The 23,882-nt window shown below is 71.0% G+C and carries 22 protein-coding genes; 5 read left to right on the top strand and 17 right to left on the bottom strand.

The window, feature by feature from the left end:
- Nucleotides 1-7 precede the first annotated feature (7 nt).
- The 12 genes from MUN33_RS08540 to MUN33_RS08485 form a co-directional block, all read right to left on the bottom strand.
- Entirely contained in the window at nt 8-967 is a 960-nt protein-coding gene (locus MUN33_RS08540) for a PDR/VanB family oxidoreductase (protein ID WP_244804503.1), read from the bottom strand.
- Nucleotides 960-2,687, bottom strand: coding sequence for a thiamine pyrophosphate-binding protein (locus tag MUN33_RS08535; protein ID WP_244804502.1), 1,728 nt, complete (start codon nt 2,685-2,687; stop codon nt 960-962). The genes MUN33_RS08540 and MUN33_RS08535 overlap by 8 nt, the downstream gene beginning before the upstream one ends.
- The gene (locus tag MUN33_RS08530; protein WP_244804501.1) at nt 2,680-3,462 is read right to left on the bottom strand and encodes an SDR family oxidoreductase; all 783 of its coding nucleotides are present in this window, start codon (nt 3,460-3,462) and stop codon (nt 2,680-2,682) included. The genes MUN33_RS08535 and MUN33_RS08530 overlap by 8 nt, the downstream gene beginning before the upstream one ends.
- Before the next feature lie 39 nt (nt 3,463-3,501).
- Complete coding sequence (locus MUN33_RS08525) at nt 3,502-4,248, bottom strand: SDR family NAD(P)-dependent oxidoreductase (protein WP_244804500.1); 747 nt, start codon at nt 4,246-4,248, stop codon at nt 3,502-3,504.
- Between the two features lie 5 nt (nt 4,249-4,253).
- A complete protein-coding gene (locus MUN33_RS08520) occupies nt 4,254-4,772 on the bottom strand; it encodes a cupin domain-containing protein (protein WP_244804499.1) in 519 nt (172 codons plus the stop codon).
- Between the two features lie 30 nt (nt 4,773-4,802).
- Nucleotides 4,803-5,666, bottom strand: coding sequence for an alpha/beta fold hydrolase (locus MUN33_RS08515; RefSeq protein ID WP_244804498.1), 864 nt, complete (start codon nt 5,664-5,666; stop codon nt 4,803-4,805).
- A gap of 29 nt (nt 5,667-5,695) precedes the next feature.
- Entirely contained in the window at nt 5,696-6,628 is a 933-nt protein-coding gene (locus MUN33_RS08510) for a VOC family protein (RefSeq protein ID WP_244804497.1), read from the bottom strand.
- On the bottom strand, nt 6,625-8,199 hold the full coding sequence (locus MUN33_RS08505; protein ID WP_244804496.1) for an aldehyde dehydrogenase: 1,575 nt from the start codon (nt 8,197-8,199) through the stop codon (nt 6,625-6,627). The genes MUN33_RS08510 and MUN33_RS08505 overlap by 4 nt, the downstream gene beginning before the upstream one ends.
- Before the next feature lie 411 nt (nt 8,200-8,610).
- Nucleotides 8,611-9,129, bottom strand: coding sequence for a MarR family winged helix-turn-helix transcriptional regulator (locus MUN33_RS08500; RefSeq protein WP_244804495.1), 519 nt, complete (start codon nt 9,127-9,129; stop codon nt 8,611-8,613).
- Nucleotides 9,126-9,491, bottom strand: coding sequence for a RidA family protein (locus MUN33_RS08495; RefSeq protein ID WP_244804494.1), 366 nt, complete (start codon nt 9,489-9,491; stop codon nt 9,126-9,128). The genes MUN33_RS08500 and MUN33_RS08495 overlap by 4 nt, the downstream gene beginning before the upstream one ends.
- Before the next feature lie 124 nt (nt 9,492-9,615).
- A complete protein-coding gene (locus MUN33_RS08490; protein ID WP_244804493.1) occupies nt 9,616-10,347 on the bottom strand; it encodes an HAD family hydrolase in 732 nt (243 codons plus the stop codon).
- Nucleotides 10,344-11,114, bottom strand: a complete 771-nt coding sequence (locus tag MUN33_RS08485) for a GntR family transcriptional regulator (protein ID WP_244804492.1) — start codon at nt 11,112-11,114, stop codon at nt 10,344-10,346. Before MUN33_RS08485 ends, MUN33_RS08490 begins: the two co-directional genes overlap by 4 nt.
- Before the next feature lie 157 nt (nt 11,115-11,271).
- On the opposite strand from MUN33_RS08485, the gene MUN33_RS08480 reads away from it, so the two are divergent.
- Genes MUN33_RS08480 through phnE form a run of 4 tightly spaced genes read left to right on the top strand, consistent with a single transcriptional unit; the run spans nt 11,272 to nt 14,919 of the window.
- A complete protein-coding gene (locus MUN33_RS08480) occupies nt 11,272-12,393 on the top strand; it encodes a TIGR03364 family FAD-dependent oxidoreductase (RefSeq protein WP_244804491.1) in 1,122 nt (373 codons plus the stop codon).
- Nucleotides 12,394-12,401: 8 nt separating this feature from the next.
- Entirely contained in the window at nt 12,402-13,328 is a 927-nt protein-coding gene (locus MUN33_RS08475; protein ID WP_244804490.1) for a phosphate/phosphite/phosphonate ABC transporter substrate-binding protein, read from the top strand.
- Nucleotides 13,325-14,098, top strand: a complete 774-nt coding sequence (locus MUN33_RS08470; protein WP_244804489.1) for a phosphonate ABC transporter ATP-binding protein — start codon at nt 13,325-13,327, stop codon at nt 14,096-14,098. Before MUN33_RS08475 ends, MUN33_RS08470 begins: the two co-directional genes overlap by 4 nt.
- On the top strand, nt 14,095-14,919 hold the full coding sequence (gene phnE / locus MUN33_RS08465) for a phosphonate ABC transporter, permease protein PhnE (RefSeq protein WP_244804488.1): 825 nt from the start codon (nt 14,095-14,097) through the stop codon (nt 14,917-14,919). Before MUN33_RS08470 ends, phnE begins: the two co-directional genes overlap by 4 nt.
- A gap of 23 nt (nt 14,920-14,942) precedes the next feature.
- Here the strand turns inward: phnE and aqpZ are convergent, their stop codons facing one another.
- The 3 genes from aqpZ to gabT form a co-directional block, all read right to left on the bottom strand.
- Nucleotides 14,943-15,719, bottom strand: coding sequence for an aquaporin Z (aqpZ, locus tag MUN33_RS08460; protein ID WP_244804487.1), 777 nt, complete (start codon nt 15,717-15,719; stop codon nt 14,943-14,945).
- 201 nt (nt 15,720-15,920) lie between these two features.
- A complete protein-coding gene (locus MUN33_RS08455; protein ID WP_244804486.1) occupies nt 15,921-17,384 on the bottom strand; it encodes an NAD-dependent succinate-semialdehyde dehydrogenase in 1,464 nt (487 codons plus the stop codon).
- A 25-nt stretch (nt 17,385-17,409) separates the two neighbouring features.
- The gene (gene gabT / locus MUN33_RS08450) at nt 17,410-18,741 is read right to left on the bottom strand and encodes a 4-aminobutyrate--2-oxoglutarate transaminase (RefSeq protein ID WP_244804485.1); all 1,332 of its coding nucleotides are present in this window, start codon (nt 18,739-18,741) and stop codon (nt 17,410-17,412) included.
- A gap of 158 nt (nt 18,742-18,899) precedes the next feature.
- Between gabT and MUN33_RS08445 the strand changes: the two genes are divergently transcribed.
- Nucleotides 18,900-20,408 (top strand): PucR family transcriptional regulator, encoded by a 1,509-nt coding sequence (locus MUN33_RS08445; protein WP_244804484.1) that lies wholly within the window; start codon nt 18,900-18,902, stop codon nt 20,406-20,408.
- A 10-nt stretch (nt 20,409-20,418) separates the two neighbouring features.
- Here the strand turns inward: MUN33_RS08445 and MUN33_RS08440 are convergent, their stop codons facing one another.
- Both MUN33_RS08440 and MUN33_RS08435 read right to left on the bottom strand, forming a co-directional pair.
- Nucleotides 20,419-22,143 (bottom strand): thiamine pyrophosphate-binding protein, encoded by a 1,725-nt coding sequence (locus MUN33_RS08440; protein WP_244804483.1) that lies wholly within the window; start codon nt 22,141-22,143, stop codon nt 20,419-20,421.
- Nucleotides 22,144-22,259: 116 nt separating this feature from the next.
- Nucleotides 22,260-23,765, bottom strand: coding sequence for a sodium:solute symporter family protein (locus MUN33_RS08435; RefSeq protein WP_244804482.1), 1,506 nt, complete (start codon nt 23,763-23,765; stop codon nt 22,260-22,262).
- Nucleotides 23,766-23,882: the final 117 nt, after the last annotated feature.

Genomic DNA, 23,882 nt, shown 5'->3' with positions numbered 1-23,882 from the left:
GATGCCGTCAGATGTCGAGTTCGAGGACGTCCGACGCCGCCCGGGAGACGCAGATCAGCATCGTCTCCCCGGACTCCCGCTCCTCACGGGACAGCAGGGAGTCGCGGTGGTCGGGGACGCCGGAGACGATGTCCGTCTCGCAGGTGCCGCAGGTGCCTTCCCGGCAGGAGTGGGGCAGGTCGATCCCCGCCTTCTCCAGTTCGCCGAGGATGGTGCAGTCCACCGGGACGGTCACCCGGACGCCACTGTCGGCGCAGACGACGGTGAACTCCCGTTCCCCGTCGACCGGGGCCTCGACCTTCCGGGCGACGAACCGTTCGCAGTGGAACGTGCCGTCCGGCCACGCCTCCGACCTCGCCTCGACCGCGTCGAGGAGCCCGGTCGGGCCGCAGACGTAGACTTCGCGGTCACCGTCCTCCAGCCCGGCGAGGATGCCGTCGAGGTCGAGGATGCCGTCCTCGTCGTCACTGGTGACCGTGGCGTGGTCACCGAGGGCGGCGATCTCGTCGAGGAAGGCCATCGACGCCCGGGTCCGGCCTCCGTAGTAGAGGTGGAAGTCCCGCCCGGTGGCCGCGGCCTCCCGTGCCATCGCGAGGATCGGGGTGATGCCGATCCCGCCGGCGATGAAGACCAGCGGCTTGCCGTTGTCGTTGACCGCGAAGTTGTTCCGCGGTTCCGACACGGCGATCTCCTGGCCGGGCCGGAGGACGTCGTGCACCTGCACGGAGCCGCCCCGTCCGGCGACCTCCTTAAGGACGCCGAGCCGGTAGGTACCCGTGTCCGCGGGGTCACCGCACAGCGAGTACTGCCGGACGAGTCCGTTGCCGACGGCCACGTCGAGGTGGGCCCCGGGGGTCCACGACGGCAGGGCCGTCCCGTCGGGCCGGCGGAGTTCCAGGGACAGGACGCCGTCGGCCTCCACCCGCATGGCCTGGACGACCACCGGGACCGTGCACTGGTCACTCATCGTCCTCACCGTCCCCGTCGTTCTCGTCCTCCTCATCGCCGTCGGGCACGCTCACCGGCGGGGTGAACGGCGCCGGCATGTCGCCGTAGGCGGCGAGGTCGACCTCGACCACCACCGCGGAGGTCAGCGCCACGGCGTCGGCGAGCACGCCGTGCACCTCGTCGGGGGAGCTGATCCGGGCGTAGTCGAGGCCGCAGGCGGCGGCGAGCATCCGGAAGTCCGGGGTGGCCAGGTCGACACCGGTGCGGTCGTTACCCATGGAGTCCTGCATGTTCCGCAGGACGCCGTACCCGCCGTCGTTGAACACCAGCAGCACCAGCCACGGGTTCTCCTGGGCGAGGGTGAGCATCTCGCCGAGGTGGACGGCGAGGCCACCGTCGCCGCAGATGGAGACCACCGGCTGGTCGGGGACGGCCGCCGCCGCGCCGATGGCCATCGCCAGGCCCTGGCCGATGCCACCGCCGCGCGGGAAGATGTTCACCCCGGGGGTAGGCATCGGGAGCAGACGGTTGCCCCAGGAGCTCGAGGCGATGGTGACGTCGCGGGCGACCGGCGACCCGTCCGGCAGGATGTCGCGGAGCGCGTCGGCGAACGCGGCGTGGTCGCCGAGGCCGTCGCGCTGACGGCGGCGGCACTCCTCCCGTGCCGCGGTGACGCGCCGCCGCCAGTCCTTGTCGGACCGCAGCGCCGCCCGGTTGTCCACCAGGTAGCCCAGCACCTCGGCGGCGTCGCCGTGGACGCCCGCCTGTGCGGGGTAGACCCGGCCGATCGCCGCGGCGTCCTGGTCGACCTGGACGTGGAGCCGCGGGATCTCCACGGTGTAGTCCGAGGTCTCGTTGGACCGGAAGTGGGTGCCGACTGTGAGGAGGCAGTCGGCCTCGGCCAGCAGCCCACGTCCGGCCGGGCTCGCCGCGTAGTTGCCGATGCACAGGTCATGGTCCTCGGGGACCGCGCCGCGCCCGGAGTTGCTGGTGACCACGCCCGCGCCCCAGGACTCCGCCAGGTGGACGGCCAGGTCCCGGGCCTCACGGCCGGTCGCCCCGCCGCCGAGCCACAGCAGCGGCCGGCGGGCCGACGACAGCAACTTCAGTGCCGCCTCGAGTTCGCCGGTGTCCGGCACGCGGGGGGCGACCGGCTCAGGCAGGGCGGCGCCGTCGACACTGCCGGCACCGTCGCCGGTGTCCGTCGTCGGCGCGAACTGCAGGTCGATCGGCCACTCCACGCTGACCGGGCCGCCGACGGCGTCGACGGCGAGCGCCGCCGCCCGGCGCAGCACCGGCGCGGCGTCGTCCGCCTCGGTGATGGTGAACGCCGCGCGGGAGACGGCGTCGAGCATGCCCTTCTGGTCGCGGGTCTCGTGGATGAACCCGCGGCCCGAGCCCAGGTACCGGCTCTGGATCTGGCCGGTGACGTGCAGCACCGAGGTCGCCGAGCTCAACGACTCGATCAGTGACCCAGCGGCGTTGCCCGCACCGGTGCCGGTGCTGGTCAGTGCGCACCCGAGGGTGCCGCTCGCCCGGGCGTAGCCGTCGGCGGCGTTCACCGCGGCGGCCTCGTGCCGGACCGGGACGAACCGCAGGCGGCTCGACACCGCCTCGACCAGCGGCAGGTTGTGTACTGAGATGATCCCGAACACGGTGTCCACGCCGGCCTCGGACAGGATGTCCGCCAGCAGTTCACCGCCGTTGCGGTAGGTGGTCGGGGACTGTGTATCAGACATATCGGTTGACTCCTCCGGCGACGTCGACCGTCGCTCCGGTGATGTAGGACGCACGGGGCGAGAGCAGGAACGAGACGACCGGGGCGACCTCGTCGGCGCGTCCGAACCGGCCGAGGACGATCCCCCGGTCGGCGGCGATGTCCCGCGAGAAGTCGTCGTAGCTGGTGTAGCCGTCCGCCTTCTCGTAGCGTCGCCGCCACTGGCCGGTGTCGATGAGCCCGAGGCACACCGAGTTCACCCGGACCCGCGCGGCGGCGAGGCTGTGGGACAGGGACTTGGTGAGGTTCAGCAGTCCGGCACGTGCCGCGGACGTCGCCGCGAGGGCCGGTTCGGGCTGCCGGGCCAGGACCGCGTTGAGGTTGACCATCGCCGGGGAGTCGGCGTCGGCCATCAGCGGGACCAGGTGATCGACGCTGTTGAGGACGGGCGTGAACTTCAACGACAGCTCGTCCTGCCAGTCCGCCGCGGTCATCTCGGACAGCGGGACCATCCGTGACCCCCCGGCGTTGTTGACGACCCCGTCGAGGACACCGAACCGCTCCCGGACGGTCTCCGCCATCGCCCGGACGTCGTCGCCGGAGCGGACGTCACACCCGACGGTGGTGACCAGGTCGCTGCGGGACAGCCCCGCCACCGCCTGCCGTAGCCGCTCGGGGTCCCGGGCACAGGTCACGACCGAGGCGCCCTCCCCGGTGAGGGCGTCGACCGTGGCCAGGCCGATGCCGGAGCTCCCGCCGGTCACGACGAACGTCTTCCCGCTGAGTTGCAGGTCCATCGTCCGTGCCTCCTTTCCACTTCAGTAGTTGCTGGGTGATCAGCGGAAGACGAATCCGCCGTTGACGAGGATCTCCTGGCCGGTGATGTAGCTGCCCTCGTCGGACAGCAGGAGCCGGACCACCCCGGTGATGTCGGTGGGCTGCTGGTCGCGCAGCAGGGCGCGTTGCCGCCGGTACTCCTCGTGGCGTGTCTCCGGCACCTTCGCCGCCGACTCGGACTCGGTGAGCCCGGGCGAGACGGTGTTCACCGTGACCCCGTGGGGGCCCAGGTCGCTGGCGGCGGCCCGGGTGAGGGCCGCCAGTCCGCCCTTGGAGGTGATGTAGTGGGCCAGGTTCGCCGACCCGTTCGTCGCCGCGTCGGAGCCGATGTTGACGACCGCCCCGCCACCGGCGGCGATGATCAACGGGGCCGCCATGCGGAGCATCAGGAAGCTGCCACGGAGGTTGACCGACAGCACACGGTCCCACTCGGCGAGGGGGAGTTCGTGCACCGGCGACCCGCCGACACCGTCGGCCAGGGCGGCGCAGTTCACCAGGCCGTGCAACGGCCCCGCCGCCTGCAGCTCCCGGCCCAGGTCGGCGACAGCGTCCGGGTCGGAGATGTCCACGGCCAGCGGGGACGCCGACCCACCGGCGTTGACGATCCGGCGCGCGGTGTCCTGCACCGCGCTGTCCCGGATGTCCGCGAGCCAGAGGTGCCAGCCGCAGCGTGCCAGGTCGAGGGCGATCGTCCGTCCGAGGCCGCGGCCTGCTCCGGTGACCAGGAGTGTCCGTGGAACAGCCATCGCGATCAGTCCCTGGTGATCCCGTGCATCACGGAGGTCTCCGGGTACGTCGGGATCTCCGGCTTCTGGGCGCCGATGATCACGCAGAACAGGGCGGGCTTGTCGGTGTTGTTCTTCAGGCTACGGGGGACCCCGGCCGGCACCACGATCATGTCGCGGTAGCCCAGGGTGCGGGTGACGACCTCGGTACCGCGGTGGACGCTGACGTCGACCTCACCTTCGAGGACGAAGAACGCCTCCTCGACGTCGTTGTGGGTGTGCTCCGGGCCCTCCGCCCCGGCGGGCAGGAGCATGTTGGAGAAGGTGAAGCCCCGCGACGGGATGGTCCGGGAGTCCGTGTCGTGGTTGCCGGTGGCACCGGAACCGACGTAGCGGATCTGCGCCCGGGCGAACTGGTCGCCGGCCTTGGTCTGGAAGTTGAGCGTGTCCCAGTCCTCGTACCGGCTCTCACGGGTGAGGACCAGCGAGTCGGTGTAGTCGGCGAGGTCGACGGTGTCGTTGTAGGTCAGCTGGTTGTCGGACATGGTGGTGGTTCCTTTCGGTGGGGTGCTCCGCTACAGGGCTGCAGCGGGCAGTGGGGTGGACTTGAGGTACCGTCCGGATTCCTTCATCCGTTCGGCGATGAGGGCGAACGAGGCGATCCAGGTGGTCACGTTCTCCGGGGACTCCAGGTTCGTGAGGTGCCCGGCGTGGCGGACCTCCACACCGACCGCCCCGGGGATGCCGGCGATCAGCGGCACCGCGGCGGCCCGCCCGGTGACCTCGTCCCGGTCGCCCCAGAACACCAGGGTCGGGACGGCGACGTCACCGAGGTCGTCGGTGTGGTCGGTGGTGGCCATGGACTCCGCCGCGTAGCCGTAGCCGGGCAGCCGGATGGACGACTCCATCAGCGCGGTCGCCTGCTGCTTCAGCTCCGCGGTGGCGTCCGGGGAGACGAGGCGGACCGCACGGTCCCCGGCGAACGCCGCCGCCCCGACCCGCCCGAGCTCCTCCGGACGGCCACGCATCTGCCCCGCCTTGCCGGGGTCCCCGCCGGAGCCGACCGTCGACGAGCCGAGGATCAGGCTCCGGACGAGCTCCGGGTGCCGCAGGGCCAGCCGTGTCGCGATGACACCGCCCCAAGACATCCCGACGACGTGCGCCCCGTCGTCGAAACAGGTGCGGATGCACTCGGCGGCGATGTCGGCGAAGTCGTCGATCCCCAGGGGGCCGTCCGGGTCGGCCGACCGGCCGTAGCCCGGGGCGTCCCAGGCGACGACGTGGTGCTCGTCGGCCAGCAACGGCAGCTGGTCGTCGAAGACCGCACCGGAACTGCCGATACCGTGGAGAAGGAACACGGGGATGCCGTCCCCGGCCTCCGTGAGGTGGACGCCCGAGGGCCCCTCCCTCACGGACGGTGCTGGTTCGATGGTGGTCATCACGGTCCTTTCGTGTCGGTGGTGGCGGGTCAGCGGTTGTCGAGGAGGTGGAAGGACCCCTCGTCCGGGATGCCCGCCATGTGGGAACGGACGTCCTTGCTCGGCGGCCCCGCGGTGCCCCAGGTGTCGGACAGCTCCGGCACCCGGCGCCACACCCGGCACAGCCACTGGTCCTCGTCGACCTGGGCGATCTCCGAGGTGAACTCGCAGACCAGGCCGGCGGGGTCACCGAAGTACGAGAAGGTGTTGTCGCCGGGGCCGTGGCGGCCCGGACCCCAGAGCGGGGTGACACCGGACTGCTTGAGCCGTCCGATACCGCGCATGAAGTCGTTCACCGACGGCATCTCGTAGGCCACGTGGTTGACCGAGGCCCACTGCGCCTGGTTGAAGGCGATCGAATGGTGGTCGCTGTTGCAGCGCAGGAACGCCATCTGGTGCTCCGACCAGTCCGACACCCGCATCCCCAGCACGTCGCAGTAGAACGCCACGGCGGTGTCGATGTCGGCGGTGTTCAGCACGACATGGGTCACGCCCTTCGGGATCGCGTCGGCGGTGTGCCGCTCCGGCACCGCCCAGAAGTCCGCGAGAAGCTCGATCCGGCGGCCCTCCGGGTCGATGAAGCTCACGCTGTAGCCTTCACCGGCGTTCTCCGAGGGCCCGGGGCCCGAGATGATCGGGATGTTCCGTGCCTCGAGCCGGCGCGCCGCCTCGTCGACCTCCCGCGGGGTGCCGACCGCGAAGCTGATGCGGCCCAGACCGTTCTTGTCGGCGTCGGTCAGCTGGAGGATGTGGTGCTCGGACCCGGTGCCCCGCAGCCACGAGGTGTCCTTCTCCTTCTCGACGACCTCGAGTCCCCAGGCACCGGAGTAGAACTCCGTGGAGTCGGCCAGCTCAGAGGTCCGGAGTTCGACGAACCGGAGCTTCCGCAGCTGCGCGACCGGTGGATGCTGTGCAGTGGTCATGATGTCTCCTCGGTGTGTGACGTGTCGTGGTCGGAGGGGTGGGGTGTCGGCCTCCCCCACCCCATCGGGGCCTGGTCCAGACCCCAGTAGAGGCTCTTCCTCTTCGAGTACTCGGCGAGACCGTCCAGCCCCTTGTCGACCCCGAGACCGGAGTCCTTGAACCCGGAGAACGGGGTCGAGATGCTGAACTGCTTGTAGGTGTTGATCCAGACGGTGCCGGCGTCGATACGCCGGGCCAGCCGCCGGGCACGCAGGTACGCGGGCGTCCAGATCCCCACCGCCAGGCCGTACACGGTGTCGTTGGCCTGGTCCACCAGGTCGTCCTCGTCGTCGAAGGGCAGGCAGACGAGCACCGGGCCGAAGATCTCCTCCTGGCAGGTGTCGCTCGAGTTCGCCAGCCCCTCGATCACGGTCGGCTCGTAGTAGTTCCCGTCCGCCAGTTCCGTCGCGTCCGGGGCCTTCCCGCCGCACAGGACGGTCCCGCCCTCACCCCGCGCCCGCTCCACGTACCCGTGGACGGTGTCGCGGTGACGCGCGTGCACCAGCGGGCCGACGTCGGTGGCGGGGTCCGTCCCCGGGCCGATCCGCAACTGCCGGGCGCGCCGGACGAGTTCGTCGACGAACCCCCGGTAGATGCTGCGGTGCACGAACAGCCGGGACCCGGCGATACAGCTCTGCCCGGTCGACGAGAAGATCCCGAACAACACCCCCTGGAGTGCCTGGTCGACGTCGGCGTCCTCGCACACGATCGTCGGCGACTTCCCGCCGAGCTCCAGCGTGGTCGGGATCAGCCGGTCGGCCGCCTGGTGGGCGATGCGCTTGCCGGCCCCGGTGCCACCGGTGAACGAGATCTTCGCCACGGCAGGGTGCCCGGTGATCGCGTCGCCGATGACGGCGCTCTTGCCGGGCAGGACGGTCACCAGCCCCTCGGGCAGCCCGGACGCGACGACGATCTCCATCAACGCCATGGCCACCAGGGGCGTCCACTCCGCCGGCTTGAGGACCACGGCGTTACCCGCCGCGAGGGCCGGGGCGATCTTCTGCGCGTCGGAGGCGATCGGCGAGTTCCACGGGGTGATCGCGGCGACCACACCCAACGGCTCCAGGACGCTCACCGTGTCCCAGGGGCCGCGCCGGGGGGTCACCGCCTCCTGACGGGACTCCACGGCCGCCGCGTAGTAGCGGAAGGTGCCGGCGGCACTGGCGACGAGTTTCGTGGTCTCGGTGAGGGTCTTGCCCGTGTTCGCCGTCTGGATCCTGGCGAGCCGTTCCCGGTTCCTGTCGATGCCGTCGGCGATGCGGCGGAGCCCAGCTGCCCGCTCGTGGGGCATCAGGTCCCGCCACCCGGACGTCCGGAAGGCGGTGTCCGCGGCGTCGATGGCGGCGCGGGCCTGCTCCGCGGAGATCTGGTGGATCGTCTGGACCTCTGCCCCGGTGGCGGGGTCGACGACGGTGTACAGGTCCCCGGCGCCGGTGACCCAGTCACCGTGGAGGCGGACGGCGTCGACGACGCGGAGGTCCGGAATCTTCTCCGGGTCCTTCTCCGGGGTCTTCTCTGGGGTGACCGTCATGTGTTCAGCTCCTCTGGCGTGGTCTCTGGTTCGTCTCGCCGGACCGGTGGTGCGGGGTACGCGGTCAGCGGTCGCTTCCTCACTTGATTACTTACCGCTTTACTATTTGGCGCAATACTAGATGGGTGAGCCGGGTCACTCAATGCGTTCCGCGCTGAAAAGACCACTGTCGGCGCAGCAGGGAACTACGGTGACCCTAAGAAGTGCAGTTCATCGCTAAGTTATTTCCGGCAAAGAAATACATCCCCGGACTCCCGCAACCACCCCCGTCGATCACCCCCGGTGTCCAGGAACACACCGTTCCCCCGATGTGACCACCAACATACATATCCCCGCCGGAGCCGGGCCCGGACAGACGTGACCGCCGCAGACTGTCAGTCTGCGGCGGTCAGTACGGGGCGAATCCGGCCGTCAGGCGGGGGCCTGCCCCGCGTTGAGGGAGTGGAACAGTCTCCGCAACAGGTCCGACAGGACACGCTGCTCGTCGTCGCTGAGGTCGCTGAGCAGCTCCGCCTCCCGGGCGAAGTGGTGACGCGCGACGCGCGAGACGAGCTCGTCGCCCTTCTCCGTGAGCCGCACCCCCACGGCACGCCGGTCCTGCCGTCCGCGGATGCGTTCGACGAGCCCGGCGTCCTCGAGACGGTTGAGCCTCAGCGACACCCCTCCCGAGGTCACCAGGGACTGCGTCGCCAGTTCCGTCGGTGTGACGGTGGCGTCCGGCCCCGTCCGTTTCAACGAGGCCAGCACGTCGAATCCGGCCTGGTTGATCCCGTACTCGTCGAAGGTCTCGCTGATGATGTGGCTGTAGAGGAGATAGGCCCTGTGCAGGCGCCCGAACACCCGCAGCGGGGAGACGTCGAGCCCGGGCTCGACCCTCGCCCACTGCGCGATGATCCCGTCGACGTAGTCCGGGGTCTCCTCTGAACTCATGCGTTCTCTCTCTCCGTCACCGCTATGGCGTCAATCTCGACCGAGGCACCGTACGGAAGTCGGGAGACCTCCAGGAAGGTGCGGGCTGCACCCGTCTCCGCGAAGTTGTCGACGAACTGCTGGTTGGCCTCTTCACGGAGGGATAGGTCTGTCACATAATACGTGAGCTTGACGACGTCTCCCGGGGTCCCCCCTTCCGTGGCCAGCCGCTCGACCATGCGGTCGTACGCGGCGTCCAGCGCCTCACGGCGCCCGGACACCGGCCGGTAGTCGGCGTCGACCGACAGTGCGCCGGACACGTAGATGTGGGATCCGGCCCGCTTCGCGGGGTTGTAGGGGTGGTCGGAACTGGTGCCGGACATCGTCGCTCTCTTTCCTCGGGGTCCGCTGCCATTACTTTCACGAAGTAGTTTAGCGGATAGATTCTTAGAGAGCGATTGTTGCCGGTGCGGAATCAGACGGGGGACGGCACGCGCCGCGGTCCGCCTACCGCACCTCGTCGAGCTCCGGCAGGTCGGCGAGGCTGTCGAGCACCAGCGCATGCGGCTGCGCCTCCAGGACCTCACGCGCCACCGACCCGGTGAGCACACCGACGCCGCGGACCCCCGCGTTCGCCGCCGCCTGCAGGTCAGCGACGGTGTCCCCCACCGACACGACGTCGTCGACGGACGCCACGCCGGTCATCTCCATCGCGCGGTGGATCAGGTACGGGGCCGGCCGCCCCGCCGGCACCGTGTCGGACGTGACCAGTGCGTCGACGGTGAACCCCGCGTCGCCGGTCGCCTCGAGCGCGGGGACGTGCCCCTCCCCCGGCGCGACGGAGAACCGCCGGACGCCCCACCCGCACGCGCGGAGGACGACCTCGGCGATGTCGCGCTGGAAACCGGTGGTCAGCGCGATGGACCCGCCGGCCGCGCGGACCGCGCGCAGCCGGTCCTCCACCCCGGCGACGGGGCTGGGCGGCTGCTCGGCGTAGGCGCGGCGCAGACCGTCCATGAAGTCGGCGAAGGTCTCCGCGACCTCCTCCTCCGAGGTCCCCCGTCCTCCCGCGGTGAGCAGGGCGGTGATCGCCGACCTCTTCTCCGTGCCTTTCACCGCGTTGACCTGGTCGGCGGTGACGGTGACACCGCGGCGTTCCACGCAGGCGCGCAGTTCGCGGTAGACGATGCCGTCCTCGTTGACGGTGGTTCCGGCGATGTCGCAGACGATGAGGGTCATGATGCTGTCCTGTCGGTGGAGGGGAGCAGCGAGAGCCCGGCTGCCCCGGAACGGGTGTTGACGACGGTGAAGGCGGCCCTGTCCGGCAGGTACCGGTCGTCGGCGATCTCGAGCAGGCGCCCACGCGGGTCGCTGGTGCGCCGTTGCACCCGCAGCAGCGGGGCGTCCGGCGCGACGCCGAGGTGGCCGGCGTCGACGTCCGGGGCGCCGAGGGCGTCGATGCGGTTCTCGGCGCGGTAGAGCTCGACGCCGCAGCCGGTGAGGTGCTCGTAGATCGACCCGGCGTCGGTGTCGAAGTCGAAGAGGTGCTTGCCGACGTCCGGCGGGAAGGCCGCCCGTTCGAGCATCGCCGGCGTCCCGTCCATGGTCCGCAGGCGCAGGACCTCGACGACGGCGGCGCCGGGCTCCAGACCGAAGGAGGCGGTGACCTCGTCGGTCCCGGGACGACGTGCCAGCTCCAGGGTGTGCTGCCCCGGCTCCGCGCCGAGGGAGCGGCACCATTCGGTGAAGGACAGCAGCGTGGTGAAGCTCTGGGAGCTGGCCCGGGACTGCACGATCGAACGGCGTCCCTGCCCGCCGGAGAGCAGCCCCTCGGCCCGCAGGGCGGTGACGGCCTGCCGGACGGGACTGCGCGAGGTGTTGAAACGTCGGCAGAGCTCGGCCTCGCTGGGGATGGGGTCACCGGGTTTCAGCTCACCGGAGGTGATCATGTCGCGGAGGTAGTCCTGAAGTTGTACGTGCAAGTTCGGGACGCGGTCGGAGTGCATGGCACCTGAGGTTAGCAGCATCCACCTGCTGATTGTCCATAGTTCCCCGGGAACCCGAGGGGAACTTGTCGTGAATGGACCGTGAACACGTGAACTGTTCATGAACTTGTACGTACAAGTGTGGACAGGACGTCGGCACCACCCCACAATGAGCACCATGACCGACACAGCAGACCTCATCGTCGTCGGAGCCGGCATCCTCGGCCTGGCGACGGCCTGGAGAGCACACCGCGACGGGCTCTCCGTCCACGTCATCGACCGCTCCGACCGCCCGGTCGGCGCCTCCGTCCAGAACTTCGGCCACGCCTGCTTCACCGCCCAGTCCGACGACCTCCGCGACCTCGGCGCCGTCTCCGCCGACGGCTGGGCCGCCGCCGCGGCCGACGCCGGCTTCCGGGCGTCCCGCCCCGGCACCGTCCTGCCCGCCGTCACCGCCGCCGAGATGCAGGTCCTCGAGGAGTTCCACGCGCACCGGGGCGACGCCGACGTCCGCCTGCTCGGCCCCGGCACCGTCCGCGACAGGCTCGGCAACCCCGCCCTCGACTGCCTCGGCGGCGCCCACCTGCCCCGCGACATGCGCGTCAATCCCCGGGAGGCCGCCCCGGCACTCGCCCGGCACCTCGTCGCCCGGGGCGTGCGCTTCAGCTGGCGCACCTCCGTGCACGCCGTCGGCGACGGCGAGGTGCACACCAGCCGCGGCACCTTCCGGGCGGCACAGACCGTCGTCTGCCCCGGCGAGCACCTCAACGACATCTTCCCCGACCTCGTCGACGAACACGGCGTACGGACCTGCACACTCACCATGGCCCTCATCGACCGGCCGTCCGGCATCCCGGACGACCTGGCGATGCTGACCGGCACCTCCATGACCCGCTACGACGGCATCGCCGCCATGCCCTCGGTCGACGACCTGCGGCGCGAACTCGTCGGCCGCGAACCGGCCCTCACCGAGGCCATCGCCAACGTCATGGCCACGTCGGTCCCCGGCGGCATCCTCGTCGGCGACTCCCACGACTACGCCACCTCCCCCGAACCCTTCATCGACGCCGACCAGTCCGACCTGCTCCTCGACCGCACCACCCGCTACCTCGGCATCGGGCAGCCGGTCGTCCGCCAGCGCTGGCAGGGACGCTACGCCGACTCCCCGTCGACGAACCTCGTGCTGCACCGGCCGGACGGCCGCACCACCGTCGCGGTGGTCACCTCCGGCATCGGGATGACCCTGTCCTTCGGCATCGCCGACCTCGTCCTCACCGGGGCCGACGCCCCGGGGAAATGACCGCCGCCGTGAAGAACAGGTTCCTCCGCACCACCGCCGTCGCCGCCCTCGCCACCGTCACCGCCCTGGCCTCTGTGCTCACCACCGCCTGCGCCCCCGGCGGCCGTGGGCCGGACGACCCGGTCTGCCCCAACGGCAGGATCGCCTTCGGCATCGAACCCTACGAGGCCCCCGACAAACTCGAACCTGCCTACCAGGTCATCGCCGAGGACCTCAGCGAGACCCTGGACTGCGGGGTCGAGGTCCAGATCGTCGAGGACTACTCCGCCGAGGTGCTGGCCATGCGCAACGGCTCGCTCAACCTCGGCCAGTTCGGCCCGCTGGGCTACGTCTTCGCCGACCGGATCGCCCAGGCCGAACCCATCGTCTCCTTCGGCGACGCCGAGGGCAACCTGTCCACCTACACCGCCGGGATCTGGGTGCAGAAGGACTCGCCGGTCCGGACCATCGACGACCTGCGGGGACGCCAGCTCGCCCTCGGCGGGGTCGGCTCGACCTCCGGCGACGCCCTGCCGCGCATGGCCGTCTCCGAGGCCGGACTCACCGAGGACGACCTCACCATGGACTACACCGGCGGGCACCCCGAGGCCCTGCTCTCCCTGAAGAACGGTGCCGTCGACGCCGCCCAGATCAACTCCCAGACCCTCGCCAGCGCCACCGCCGAAGGGACGTTCAACCCGGACGACTTCCGGCAGATCTGGACGTCCGACCCCATCCCCAACGACCCGATCACCATCCCCGGCGACGCCAACCCCGAACTCAAGGAGAACCTCCGCGAGGCGCTGACCAGCCTCAGCCCGGAGACCATCACCGAGGTCGCCGCCTTCCTCGACGTCGACCCGCCCGGCCCGCTGGTCCCCGTCACCAAAGACGATTACCGCTCGCTCTTCCACCTCGCCGACGAGCTCGGCATGACCCCTGAGGACGTCGAATGACCGACCAGACCTCCGTCACCATGACCCACCCCACCGACGTCGCCACCGAACGCCTCGTCCGCGTCACCCACATCGCCAAGAGCTTCGGCACCAACCACGTCCTGCACGACGTCTCGCTCGACGCGCACCGCGGCGAGATGCTCGCCCTGCTCGGCGCCAACGGCAGCGGCAAATCCACCGCACTGCGCATCATGGCGGGACTCGAGACCCACGACCGCGGGGACGTCAGCGTCCCGACCGGCGTCGGCACCGCCATGGTCTTCCAGAAGGTCCACCTGGTCCCCCGACGGACCGTGCTCGACAATGTCTGCACCGGTGGCCTCGCCCACATCCCCGGCTGGCGCAGCATGACCCCGCTGACCTTCCCCACCTCACTCAGGGAGGAGGCGATGGGCTGCCTGGAGCAGGTCGGCCTCTCCGACCGGGCGCACCACCGGGCCGGGTCACTGTCCGGCGGCCAGCAGCAGCGCGTCGCCGTCGCCCGGGCCCTGTGCCAGCGGCCCGCGGTGATCCTCGCCGACGAACCGACCTCCGCCCTCGACCCGACCGCGGCACACCAGGTCATGGAGCTGCTCCGGGACATCACCCGGGCGGCGGACGTGGCCTGTGTCGCCGTGGTCCACCAACCCGAACTCGCCCTGGGCTACTGCGACTCCGTCGTCGGCCTGCGCCAGGGCCGGGTCGCCTTCAACCGACCCGCCGCCGACACCGACCTCGACACCGTTTCACGCCTCTACACCGCCGACGGGACACCGGAGACCCAGCCATGACAACGAAAACCACCCCACCCCTCGTCGCCCCCGCGCCGGTTCCCCGGCAGGACACCACCCGCCGGAACATCGGCTGGGGCATCGGTCTGCTCGCCCTCGTCGCCGTGCACTGGGTGGCGGTCGGCAGCACCGACTTCTACGTCGAACGCCTCGTCGCCGGCTGGTCGAACATCGTCAGCTTCTTCGCCGAGGCCGTCCCGCCGGACCTCGACTGGGACACCGTGATCCGTCCCGGGCTGGACGGCCTGCTCACCACCCTGTGGATCGGCCTGCTCGGCACCACGTTCTCCGTGCCCTTCGCCATCGTGCTGGCCATGGGCGCGGCCCGGACCGTGACCTCCAACAGGCTCGTCTACCAGGCGTGCCGCAGCATCCTGTCGTTCCTGCGCGCCGTCCCCGACATCGTCTTCGCCCTCATCCTCGTCACCGCCGTGGGCCTGGGCCCCTTCGCCGGCGTGATGGCGCTGATCCTGCACAACACCGGCGTGATGGGCAAGCTCTGGGCCGAGGCCGTGGAAGACACCGACCAGGGACCGCAGACCGCGCTACGCACCGCCGGGGCGTCCCGCCTGCAGCAGCTCGCCCACGCCACCGTGCCGATGTCGCTGCCGCAGATCACCGGGCTGCTGCTCTACCGCTTCGACGTGAACGTCCGCAGCTCGCTGGTGCTGGGTCTCGTCGGTGCCGGCGGCATCGGGCTGCTGATCAACCGGTCGATCAAGACCTTCCAGTTCGACGAGATGTTCACCTACATCATCATGGTGCTCATCCTCGTGGTCCTCGTCGACCAGTTCTCCGCCTGGCTGCGGCGCCGGCTCTGACCGGCCCTGACCGGCTCTAGCACTCAGGCGCCGGCGCCGACGCGGGCCTCCTTCTCCGCAGGTTCCTCGTCCTCGTCACCGGTGAGGAAGGCGTAGCTCACGCCCGCGACGGCGGCACCGACCAACGGTGCCACGAGGAACAGCCACACCTGGCCCAGGGCGTCCCCACCGGCGAACCAGGCCACACCGAGGGAACGGGCGGGGTTCACCGAGGTGTTGGACACCGGGATCGAGATCAGGTGGATCAGCGTGAGGGCCAGGCCGATGGCGAGCGGGGCGAAACCTGCCGGGGCCTTCTTCGAGGTCACCCCCAGGATCACCCACAGGAACACCGCGGTCAGCACGACCTCGGTGAGCGCGACCGCGGCCAGGGAGTAGCCGTCCGGCGACAGGTCGCCGTAACCGTTGGTGGCGAACCCGGACTCTGACGCACTGAAACCGTTCTTCCCGTCCGCGACGACCCACAGCACCGCGCCGGCCACCGTGGCGCCGACGACCTGGGCCACCCAGTAGGGGACCACCACGGACCACTCGACGCGCCTGGCCAGCGCACAGCCCAGGGTCACCGCCGGATTGAAGTGGCCACCGGAGATGTGGCCCACGGCGTAGGCGGCGGTGACGACGGTCAGGCCGAAGGCGAGGGCGACACCGACGAAGCCGATGCCCATGTTGACGGTACCGCCGGAATCCTGCGCGATGACTTTCGCTGCGAGCACGGCGGAACCGCAGCCGCCGAAGACGAGCCAGAACGTGCCGAGGAACTCGGCCCAGAGTCTCTTGGACATGGGAGGGGTGTGCATGGTGTCTCCTTGTTCAGTTGTGCCACATGGGTGGGCCTCCTTAGTAACACGCCTCCCGCATGATGGGAATACCCCCGGGCCAAAAACCTGGGTGTACGTAAACGAGCCTGGCGGCCGTGAACATGGTCAGTTCACGGCCGCCAGGCTCGTTTCGGTACGCCCGGACGGCGCCACCGGTCAGCGTTACCGGACGCCGCCCGGTCAGTTCAACGCGACGTACCGCGCCTCGAGGTACTCCTCGATGCCCTCGGTGCCGCCCTCGCGGCCGAAGCCGGACTGCTTCACGCCGCCGAAGGGTGCGGCCGCGTCCGAGATCGCGCCCCGGTTGATGCCGACCATGCCGGCCTCCAGGTTCGCCGCCAGGTACTGGGCGTTCTCCAGGGAGCCGGTGAAACCGTAGGCTGCCAGGCCGAACTCGGTGTCGTTCGCCATCGCCACGCCTTCCTCGAGGGTGTCGAAGGTGCTGACGGTGGCGACGGGGCCGAAGATCTCCTCGTGCAGAATCCGGGCGTCCTCCGGGACGTCCGTCAGGACGGTGGCCGGGTAGAAGTAGCCCGGGCCCTCCGGGACGGTGCCGCCGGTGGTGACCGTCGCACCGGCGGCGACGGCCTCATCGACGAGCGCGGCGATGCCGTCACGCTGCTTCGCGGTGATCATCGGCCCCAGGGTGGTGCCCTCGTCCAGGCCGTGACCCATGGTGACCTGCGACATCGATTCGGTGAGACGCCGGGTGAACTCCCCGGCGACGGAGGAGTCGACGAGGAAGCGGTTCGCGGCGATGCAGGCCTCGCCGCCGTTGCGCATCTTCGCGGCCATCGCACCGGTGAGCGCGAGGTCCAGGTCGGCGTCGGCGGCGATGACGAAGGGGGCGTTGCCGCCGAGCTCCATGGAGGTGCGCAGCAGCTGGTCGGCGGACTGGCGGACCAGCGTCGCGCCGACCGGTGTGGAGCCGGTGAAGGTGACCTTGCGCAGGCGGTCGTCGGCCATCAGGGCCTCGGAGATCGCGCCGGAGCGGGTGGACGGCACGATGGTGACCAGCCCGGAGAGGTCGCCGAACTCGTCGCTGACCTCGTCGAGGGCCTGCCGGATGACCTCGCCGACGAGGATCATCGTCAGCGGGGTCTCCTTGGCGGGCTTCACGACCACCGGGCAACCGGCGGCCAGGGCCGGGGCGATCTTGCGGGTGGCCATCGCCAGCGGGAAGTTCCACGGGGTGATCGCGAGGACGGGGCCCACCGGGTGCTTCGAGACGAGGATGTGCCCGTTGCCGGCGGGTGCCTGGGTGAAGCGTCCCGGGATGCGGACGGCCTCGCCGGCGAACCAGCGGAAGTAGCTGTTGCCGTAGGTGACCTCGCCGCGGGCCTCCGCCAGCGGCTTGCCCATCTCCAGGGTCATGGTGGTGGCGAAGTCCTCGGAGCGCTCCCCGATGATCTGGAAGACGCGGGTGAGCACGTCGGAGCGGCGCTGCGGCGGGACGTCCTGCCAGATCTTCTGGGCCTCCACGGCGCGGCCGAGGGCGTCGAGGGCGTCGGCGGCGGAGCGGTCGGGCACGGTGACGAGCACCTCGCCGGTGGCGGGGTCCTCGACGTCGAAGGTGCTGTCGACCTCGCCGACCTGAGCGGCGAGCAGGTCGGTCAGGTCGGACGGGAGTGTGCGGTCGGTCATGGTGTGTCTCCTGGTGGTTTCTCGTCTACTTCTGTGCACGGATGGCGTCGGCGAGCACGCCGAGGCCGTCGCGGAGCAGGTCCTCGCTGATCACCAGCGGCGGGAGCAGGCGGACGACGTTGCCGTCCATGCCGCAGGTGAGGATGAGCACGCCCTGGGCCTTGCAGGCCGCGGCGATCGCCGCGGTGGTGGCGGCGTCGGGGCGGCCGTCGGCGTCGGTGAACTCGAGGGCGATCATGGCGCCGCGGCCACGGACCTCGGCGAGGCCGGTCCCGGCACCGACCAGGGGCTCGAGCACCTCGCGGACGACGGCCTCGATCTCACGGGCGCGGCCGTTGAGGTCGTGGGTCTCCATCTGCTCGATGGCGGCGAGGGCCGCGGCGCAGGCCACGGGGTTGCCGCCGTAGGTGCCGCCGAGGCCGCCGGGGTGCGGGGCGTCCATGATCTCGGCGCGTCCGACGACGGCGGACAGCGGCATGCCGCCGGCGACGCCCTTGGCGACGGTGACCAGGTCGGGGACCACGTCCTCGTGGTCGGAGGCGAACCAGTCGCCGGTGCGGCACATGCCGGCCTGGATCTCGTCGGCGACGAAGACGACGTCGTTGGCGCGGCACCAGTCGGCGAGGGCCGGCAGGAAACCCTCGGCGGGGTCGATGAACCCGCCCTCGCCCTGGATCGGCTCGATGACCACGCAGGCCAGGTTGGCGGCGCCGACCTGCTGCTCCAGGGCGGTGATCGCGCGCTCGGCGGCCTCGGCGCCGGTCAGTCCGTCGCGCAGCGGGTAGGACACCGGTGCGCGGTAGACCTCGGAGGCGAAGGGGCCGAAACCGGACTTGTAGGGCATGTTCTTCGCGGTCATGGCCATCGTCAGGTTGGTGCGGCCGTGGTAGGCGCGGTCGAAGACGGCGACGCCGTCGCGTCCGGTGTAGCTGCGGGCGATCTTGACGGCGTTCTCCACGGCCTCGGAGCCGGAGTTGAACAGCACGGTGCGCTTGTCGTGGTCGCCGGGGGTGATCTCGGCGAGCTTCTCCGCCACGCGGATGTAGGACTCGTACGGCGAGATCATGAAGCAGGTGTGGGTGAAGTGCGAGGCGGCGTCGCCGACGGCCTCGACCACGGCCTGGTTGGACGCGCCGACGGTGGTCACGGCGATGCCGGACGCGAAGTCGACGAAGGAGTTGCCGTCCGCGTCGACGAGGACGCCACCGTCGGCGTCGACGATGTAGTGCGGCAGGTTCGGGGTCACCGCACGGGGGACGACGGCGTCGCGTCGGGCGGCCAAGGCCGTGCTGCGGGGCCCGGGCCCGGAGGTGACGAGTGAGCGTTCCTGCGGGAGGCGGTAGCTGAGGTCCTTCATGGGTGGCTCCTTCACGGTGTACTCGGTGTACTCGGTGTTCTCGGTGTTCTCGGTGTTCTCGGTGTTCTCGGTGTTCTCGGGCCATTATGCGACGGGATGTGTCGTGGGCGACATGGCCTTACTGTCGAACTTCGACCGTATTTATGTACAGTCGGTCCATGACCGACGACATCCCCCTGCGGTGGCTCCGCGCCCAGCGCTCCCTCGACCTGCGGATGCTGTGCCCTCCGGGCGACCCGGAAGCGGGGTTCTCGGTGATCCAGCCGACCGAGCTCACCGACCCGCGGGAGTTCCTGCAGCCCCGGGCCGTGGTCCTGACGGTCGGCGTGGCCCTGAGCAGGGACGTCTCCGACGACAACGACCCCTTCCCCGCCTACGTCGACCGGCTCGCCGAGGCCGGGGTCACCGCGGTCGGCGTCGGCACCGGCCTGTTCTTCCCCGCCGTCCCGGACTCGCTGGTCACCGCGGCCCGGGGTCACGGGATCGCGGTGTTCGAGGTCCCCCGCCACACCGCGTTCATCTCGATCCTCAACGCCGTGACCGAGGAGCGGGCCCGCCGTAGCCGCCGTGGCCAGGAGGGGCTGGTCGTCGCCCAGGAGAAGCTCAGCGCCACCGCCGTCCGCGGCGGTCTCGACGAACTGGTCACCACCACGGCCCGTCAGCTCGACGCCGCCGTGGCCGTGACCGACAGTGACGGCCGGGTGCACGGGCACCACGACCGGGCGGGACGGTCCGCGGTGGCCGTCGCCCGCCGGCAGCGTGCCAGCGGCGCCGACAGCGACGGCCGCACGTGGCGGATCACCCAGCGCATGTCCCCGCAGGGCGACCGGTTCCACCTGGTCACCGTCGTCGCCGGGCACCCGTTCAGCCCGCACGACCGCTCGGTGATCAAGCACGCCGCCGGCCTCGCCGACATCCTGCTGCAGCGTCCCGCCTACCTGCGGCGCAGCCGTACCGGCCTGAACTCCCTGGCCCTGCAGCTGTTGCTCGGGCTGGACGGCGGGGACCAGTCGATGGGCCGGGTGCTCGACGACGCCGCCGACGGCGACGGGCTCGTCCGGCCCGTGGTCGTCGCGGCGGACCGTCGGGCCGACCTGGACCGGGCGGTCGCCGCCGCGGACCGGGCGGCGTCGCGGGCGGGCCGCCACATCTTCGTCACCGACCTGCCGGGCACGGACGCCGACGCCGCGGGTGCGTTGTTCCTGTTCCGGGGGTCGCGGGCGGTGGCGGCGGTCGCGGAGGAGTTCGGCGACGCCGCCGCGCACGTGCGGGTCGCCGTCGGGGAACCGGTGGCCTGGGGCGGGGTCACCAATGAGCGGGTGCAGCGGCTCGAGGCGGCGGCGCGGGCGCTGACACCGGGGCGCCACGTCGGCCCGTACGAGGCGGGGGCGGGCTGGCTGGGGCAGCCCGAGGTGCGGTCCGCCCTGGACCGGCGCGCCGCGGAGACCGTCGACCGGCTCGCCCCGGACGGCGACCTGTCGACGACGCTGCTGACCTGGCTGCGCAGCGGGGCCCGGGTCGCCCCGACGGCGGAGGCGTTGGGCGTGCACCGTCACACCGTACGCTCCCGTCTGGACCGCGTCGCCGCGATCTGCGAGGTGGACCTGGACGACCCCGTGGTCCGCGCGGAGCTGCTGCTGGTGTCGGTCCGCCCGTCCGGACGCTGACTCCCGTCGGTCAGTCGCGCCGGTCGCGCCGGTCGAGATGCGTCGGCGCGAAGAGGTCGAGCACCGCGGACACGACGACGACCCGCGGTTCGCCGGACGCCAGGGCGCGGGCGACGGCGTCCGGGGCGTCCTCGACGGTGGCGGCCTCCGCCGTGACACCGAAGGACTCCGCCAACGCCACGTAGTCGGGGCGGGTCAGCTCTGTGGCCGTGGCCGTGCCGAACTCGCCCTCCATGTAGTCGCGGAGGATCCCGTAGCCGCCGTCGTCGACGATCAGCCACACGACCGGCAGCGTGTTCTGGGCGGCGACGGCGAGTTCCGCGATGCCGTACAGCGCACCGCCGTCGCCGGAGACGGCGAGGACGGAGCCGTGGTCGCCGCCACCGGTGACCCGGCGTCCGAACGCCGCACCCAGCGCGGCGGGGAAGCCGTAGCCGAGCCCGCCGGCGCCCTGCGCGGAGGCGAACTCGTCGTCGCGGACGTCCCATGCCGACCACGCCCAGTACGCCAGCACCGTCATGTCCCAGAACACGGCGGTGTCGTCGGGCAACGCGTCGCGCAGCCCGTCGATGAGCCGGCGTTCCTTCTCCAGGCCCTGGCCGGCGATCCGGGCGTCCACGGTGGCCAGCAGCCCGGCGATGCGCCGTGCCGCATCCTCCCGGCGGGCAGGTTCGGACGCCCGCCCGCGCGCCGCGACGAGGTCGTCGAGCCGGGACAACGTGAGGCGGGCGTCGCCGTGGATGCCGACGCCGGGGTGGTTGGAGCCGAGTTTGCCGAGGTCGGCCTCGACCTGGATGACCGTGCCCTGCGGGGCGAAGGTGTGGTAGTTGCTGGACAGCTCCCCCACCCCGCTCCCGACGATGAGGAGGACGTCGGCGTCCTCGAGGAATTCGGTGGTGGCGATGTCCTCGATCCAGGACCGCGCCGACAGCGGGTGGCTCCACGGCAGCGCGCCCTTGCCGCCGATGGTGGTGACCACCGGGGCGTCGAGGCGTTCGGCGAGGGCGGCGAGCTCCGCCTGCGCCCCGGAGCGCACGACCCCTCCCCCGGCGAGGACCGCGGGACGGCGGGCACCGCACAGCAGGTCGGCGGCGTGCCCGACGATGCCGGCGACCGGGGTCAACGACGGTGCCTCGGCGAAGACGGCGGCACCGGGGGCGGTCAGCGGCGGGACGGTCGCGTCCGCGTCGGCGAGGAGGATGTCCTGCGGCACCTCGACGAGGACGGGCCCCTGTGGCGCGGTCGCGGCGACACGCCAGGCCTCGGCCACGGCGGTGGGGATCTGGCCCATGGCACGCACCGTGACGACGTGCTTGACCACGCCCCGGAAGGAGTCCGACTGCATGGGCAGTTCGTGCAGGTAGCCGTGCCTGCCGCCACCGAGTCCGGCGACGGGCACCTGGGCGCTCAGCGCGAGGACGGGGATGGACGAGGCGGCCGCCTCCTGCAGTGCGGCGAGGGAGGTGAGCGCCCCGGGGCCGGTGGACAGCAGCAGCGGTGCCACCGACCCGGTGGCGCGGGCGAGGCCGTCTGCCATGAACCCGGCGTTGTTCTCCACCCGGGCGCCGAGGTAGGGCAGGTCGGAGCGGCGCAGGGCGTCGAACAGGCCGAGGGCGTGTTGGCCGGGCAGTCCGACCACCCCGCGGGCGCCGAGGGCACCCAGCGTCTCGAGGACCACGTCACCGCCGATGCGGTGTGCGGGCCGTGGGGTGCCGTATGGCTGGTTGTCGGTCATGTCTCCTCCTCAGGGGGCATGTGGCCGTGCGGCCGGTCAGTCGGGTTCCGGCACTCCTTGGACGGGCGTGCCCTCCGTGTCTGGGGTCGGCGGGGGTCAGCGGGGGGTCGGTCCGGTTACTCTGCCGCGACGGGTTCGTTCCCGGAGACGCGCGCCTTCCAGGCGTCCAGGACCTCCGGGGCGGTCGGACGCGTCGCCAGGGACACCGCGACGTAGACCACGAAGGAGAGGACGAGGCCCACGTAGATCGGCTCGTTCGCCAGGATGCCGCCGAGGCTCTCCTGCGCCCTGACCTCCATGACGGTCATGGTGACGACGGTTCCCAGCGTCCCGGCCACCATGGACCACATCGCGCCCTTGCCGGTGCCGCGTCGCCAGACTATCCCGCCGAGGATCGCCACGAGCAGGCCGCCGACGAGGAGGTCGTAGGCGATGGTCAGCGCGGCGACCACGTCCGGGACCACCATCGCGACGACCAGGGTCAGCACCCCGAGACCGAGGACCCACATCCGGTTGCCCGCGACCTCGTCGCTATCGTCGCCGCTACCGCCGTCTGCGCCGGTCGCCGAGGCCGGTTTCCCGACCATGTCCCGCAGCAGCGGGACGACATCCTCCTTGGCCACCGTGGAGGCGGCGATCAATCCGCCCGAGGCCGTGGACATCATTGCGGCGAGCCCACCGGCCAGGGCGATACCGCCGAGGCCGGCGGGGAGGATCTCGGTGGCGACCTGGGCGTAGACGTCGTCACGGGCCCCGATGCCCGGCAGCAGGACTGCCGCGGCCATGCCGACGACGGCTCCGGCGACGGCGAACAGGATGCAGTACACCGCCGCGCCGGCGCCGCCCCAGCGGGCGACCTGGGGCGAACGCGCGGTGAAGACCCGCTGCCAGATGTCCTGGCCGATCAGCAGTCCCAGCGTGTAGACGACGAAGTAGGTGATGATCGACTGCAACCCGATGCCGCCGACGTCGAAGAACTCCGATCCCAGGCGTTCCTGCATGCCGGACCATCCACCGGCGTCGCTGAAGGACATGGGGAGCATCAGCAGGAAGACGGCCACGGTGATCACGGTGATCTGCGCCATGTCGGCCAGGGTGATCGACCACATGCCGCCGGTGGTGGAGTAGAACAGGACGATCCCGCCGCCGACGACCAGCGCCAGCCACCGGTCCCAGCCGAACAGGACCATGAAGATCGACGCATAGGCGCTGGTCGAGGTGACGGTGAGCATGACCGTGTACCCGAGCATGACCACCGAGGCGACACGGGTGGTGGTGCCCCCGTAGCGGAGGCCCAGCATCTGGGTGACGGTGTAGATCCGCAGCCGCTGCAGCAGCGGGGCGAAGCACAGGCTCAGGATCAGCACGCCCACGCCGATGGCGGTGACCAGCCAGAACCCCGAGATGCCGAACTCGTACCCCAGGCCCATCCCACCGACGGCCGACGCCCCGCCGAGGACCACGGCGGCCATGGTGCCCGCGTAGAACAGGGGCCCGAGGCGCCGGCCGGCCACGAGGTAGTCGGCCCGGTTGCTGACCTTCCGCTGGCCCCACCAGCCGAACCACAGCATGACAGCCAGGTAGAGCACGATGATGACAGTGTTTAACCAGTTCACAAGCATCTCCCGTCAGAGGATTGGTCAATCGAGGGATCTGTCGCACGGGTGCCCGGTCGACACCGGCACCCGCGGTTCATGTGGTGCAGATCGCTTGATTGGTGGCATGTGACGGCCTACACT

The organism is Corynebacterium kalidii (assembly GCF_022869005.1).
Taxonomy (GTDB): Bacteria; Actinomycetota; Actinomycetes; order Mycobacteriales; family Mycobacteriaceae; genus Corynebacterium; species Corynebacterium kalidii.
Note: the sequence above shows the minus strand (reverse complement) of the source record. Positions and strands in the feature narration are given on the sequence as shown.

What these genes read in the sequence shown, in the direction of transcription:
- aqpZ (WP_244804487.1), bottom strand. Translation starts at nt 15,719, where the DNA reads ATGCACACCCCTCCCATGTCCAAGAGACTCTGGGCCGAGTTCCTCGGC.
- phnE (WP_244804488.1), top strand. Translation starts at nt 14,095, where the DNA reads ATGACAACGAAAACCACCCCACCCCTCGTCGCCCCCGCGCCGGTTCCC.
- MUN33_RS08455 (WP_244804486.1), bottom strand. Translation starts at nt 17,384, where the DNA reads ATGACCGACCGCACACTCCCGTCCGACCTGACCGACCTGCTCGCCGCT.
- MUN33_RS08515 (WP_244804498.1), bottom strand. Translation starts at nt 5,666, where the DNA reads ATGACCACCATCGAACCAGCACCGTCCGTGAGGGAGGGGCCCTCGGGC.
- MUN33_RS08500 (WP_244804495.1), bottom strand. Translation starts at nt 9,129, where the DNA reads ATGAGTTCAGAGGAGACCCCGGACTACGTCGACGGGATCATCGCGCAG.
- MUN33_RS08530 (WP_244804501.1), bottom strand. Translation starts at nt 3,462, where the DNA reads ATGGACCTGCAACTCAGCGGGAAGACGTTCGTCGTGACCGGCGGGAGC.
- MUN33_RS08495 (WP_244804494.1), bottom strand. Translation starts at nt 9,491, where the DNA reads ATGTCCGGCACCAGTTCCGACCACCCCTACAACCCCGCGAAGCGGGCC.
- MUN33_RS08490 (WP_244804493.1), bottom strand. Translation starts at nt 10,347, where the DNA reads ATGACCCTCATCGTCTGCGACATCGCCGGAACCACCGTCAACGAGGAC.
- MUN33_RS08525 (WP_244804500.1), bottom strand. Translation starts at nt 4,248, where the DNA reads ATGGCTGTTCCACGGACACTCCTGGTCACCGGAGCAGGCCGCGGCCTC.
- gabT (WP_244804485.1), bottom strand. Translation starts at nt 18,741, where the DNA reads ATGAAGGACCTCAGCTACCGCCTCCCGCAGGAACGCTCACTCGTCACC.
- MUN33_RS08535 (WP_244804502.1), bottom strand. Translation starts at nt 2,687, where the DNA reads ATGTCTGATACACAGTCCCCGACCACCTACCGCAACGGCGGTGAACTG.
- MUN33_RS08510 (WP_244804497.1), bottom strand. Translation starts at nt 6,628, where the DNA reads ATGACCACTGCACAGCATCCACCGGTCGCGCAGCTGCGGAAGCTCCGG.
- MUN33_RS08540 (WP_244804503.1), bottom strand. Translation starts at nt 967, where the DNA reads ATGAGTGACCAGTGCACGGTCCCGGTGGTCGTCCAGGCCATGCGGGTG.
- MUN33_RS08440 (WP_244804483.1), bottom strand. Translation starts at nt 22,143, where the DNA reads ATGACCGACAACCAGCCATACGGCACCCCACGGCCCGCACACCGCATC.
- MUN33_RS08505 (WP_244804496.1), bottom strand. Translation starts at nt 8,199, where the DNA reads ATGACGGTCACCCCAGAGAAGACCCCGGAGAAGGACCCGGAGAAGATT.
- MUN33_RS08485 (WP_244804492.1), bottom strand. Translation starts at nt 11,114, where the DNA reads ATGCACTCCGACCGCGTCCCGAACTTGCACGTACAACTTCAGGACTAC.
- MUN33_RS08480 (WP_244804491.1), top strand. Translation starts at nt 11,272, where the DNA reads ATGACCGACACAGCAGACCTCATCGTCGTCGGAGCCGGCATCCTCGGC.
- MUN33_RS08520 (WP_244804499.1), bottom strand. Translation starts at nt 4,772, where the DNA reads ATGTCCGACAACCAGCTGACCTACAACGACACCGTCGACCTCGCCGAC.
- MUN33_RS08470 (WP_244804489.1), top strand. Translation starts at nt 13,325, where the DNA reads ATGACCGACCAGACCTCCGTCACCATGACCCACCCCACCGACGTCGCC.
- MUN33_RS08445 (WP_244804484.1), top strand. Translation starts at nt 18,900, where the DNA reads ATGACCGACGACATCCCCCTGCGGTGGCTCCGCGCCCAGCGCTCCCTC.
- MUN33_RS08435 (WP_244804482.1), bottom strand. Translation starts at nt 23,765, where the DNA reads ATGCTTGTGAACTGGTTAAACACTGTCATCATCGTGCTCTACCTGGCT.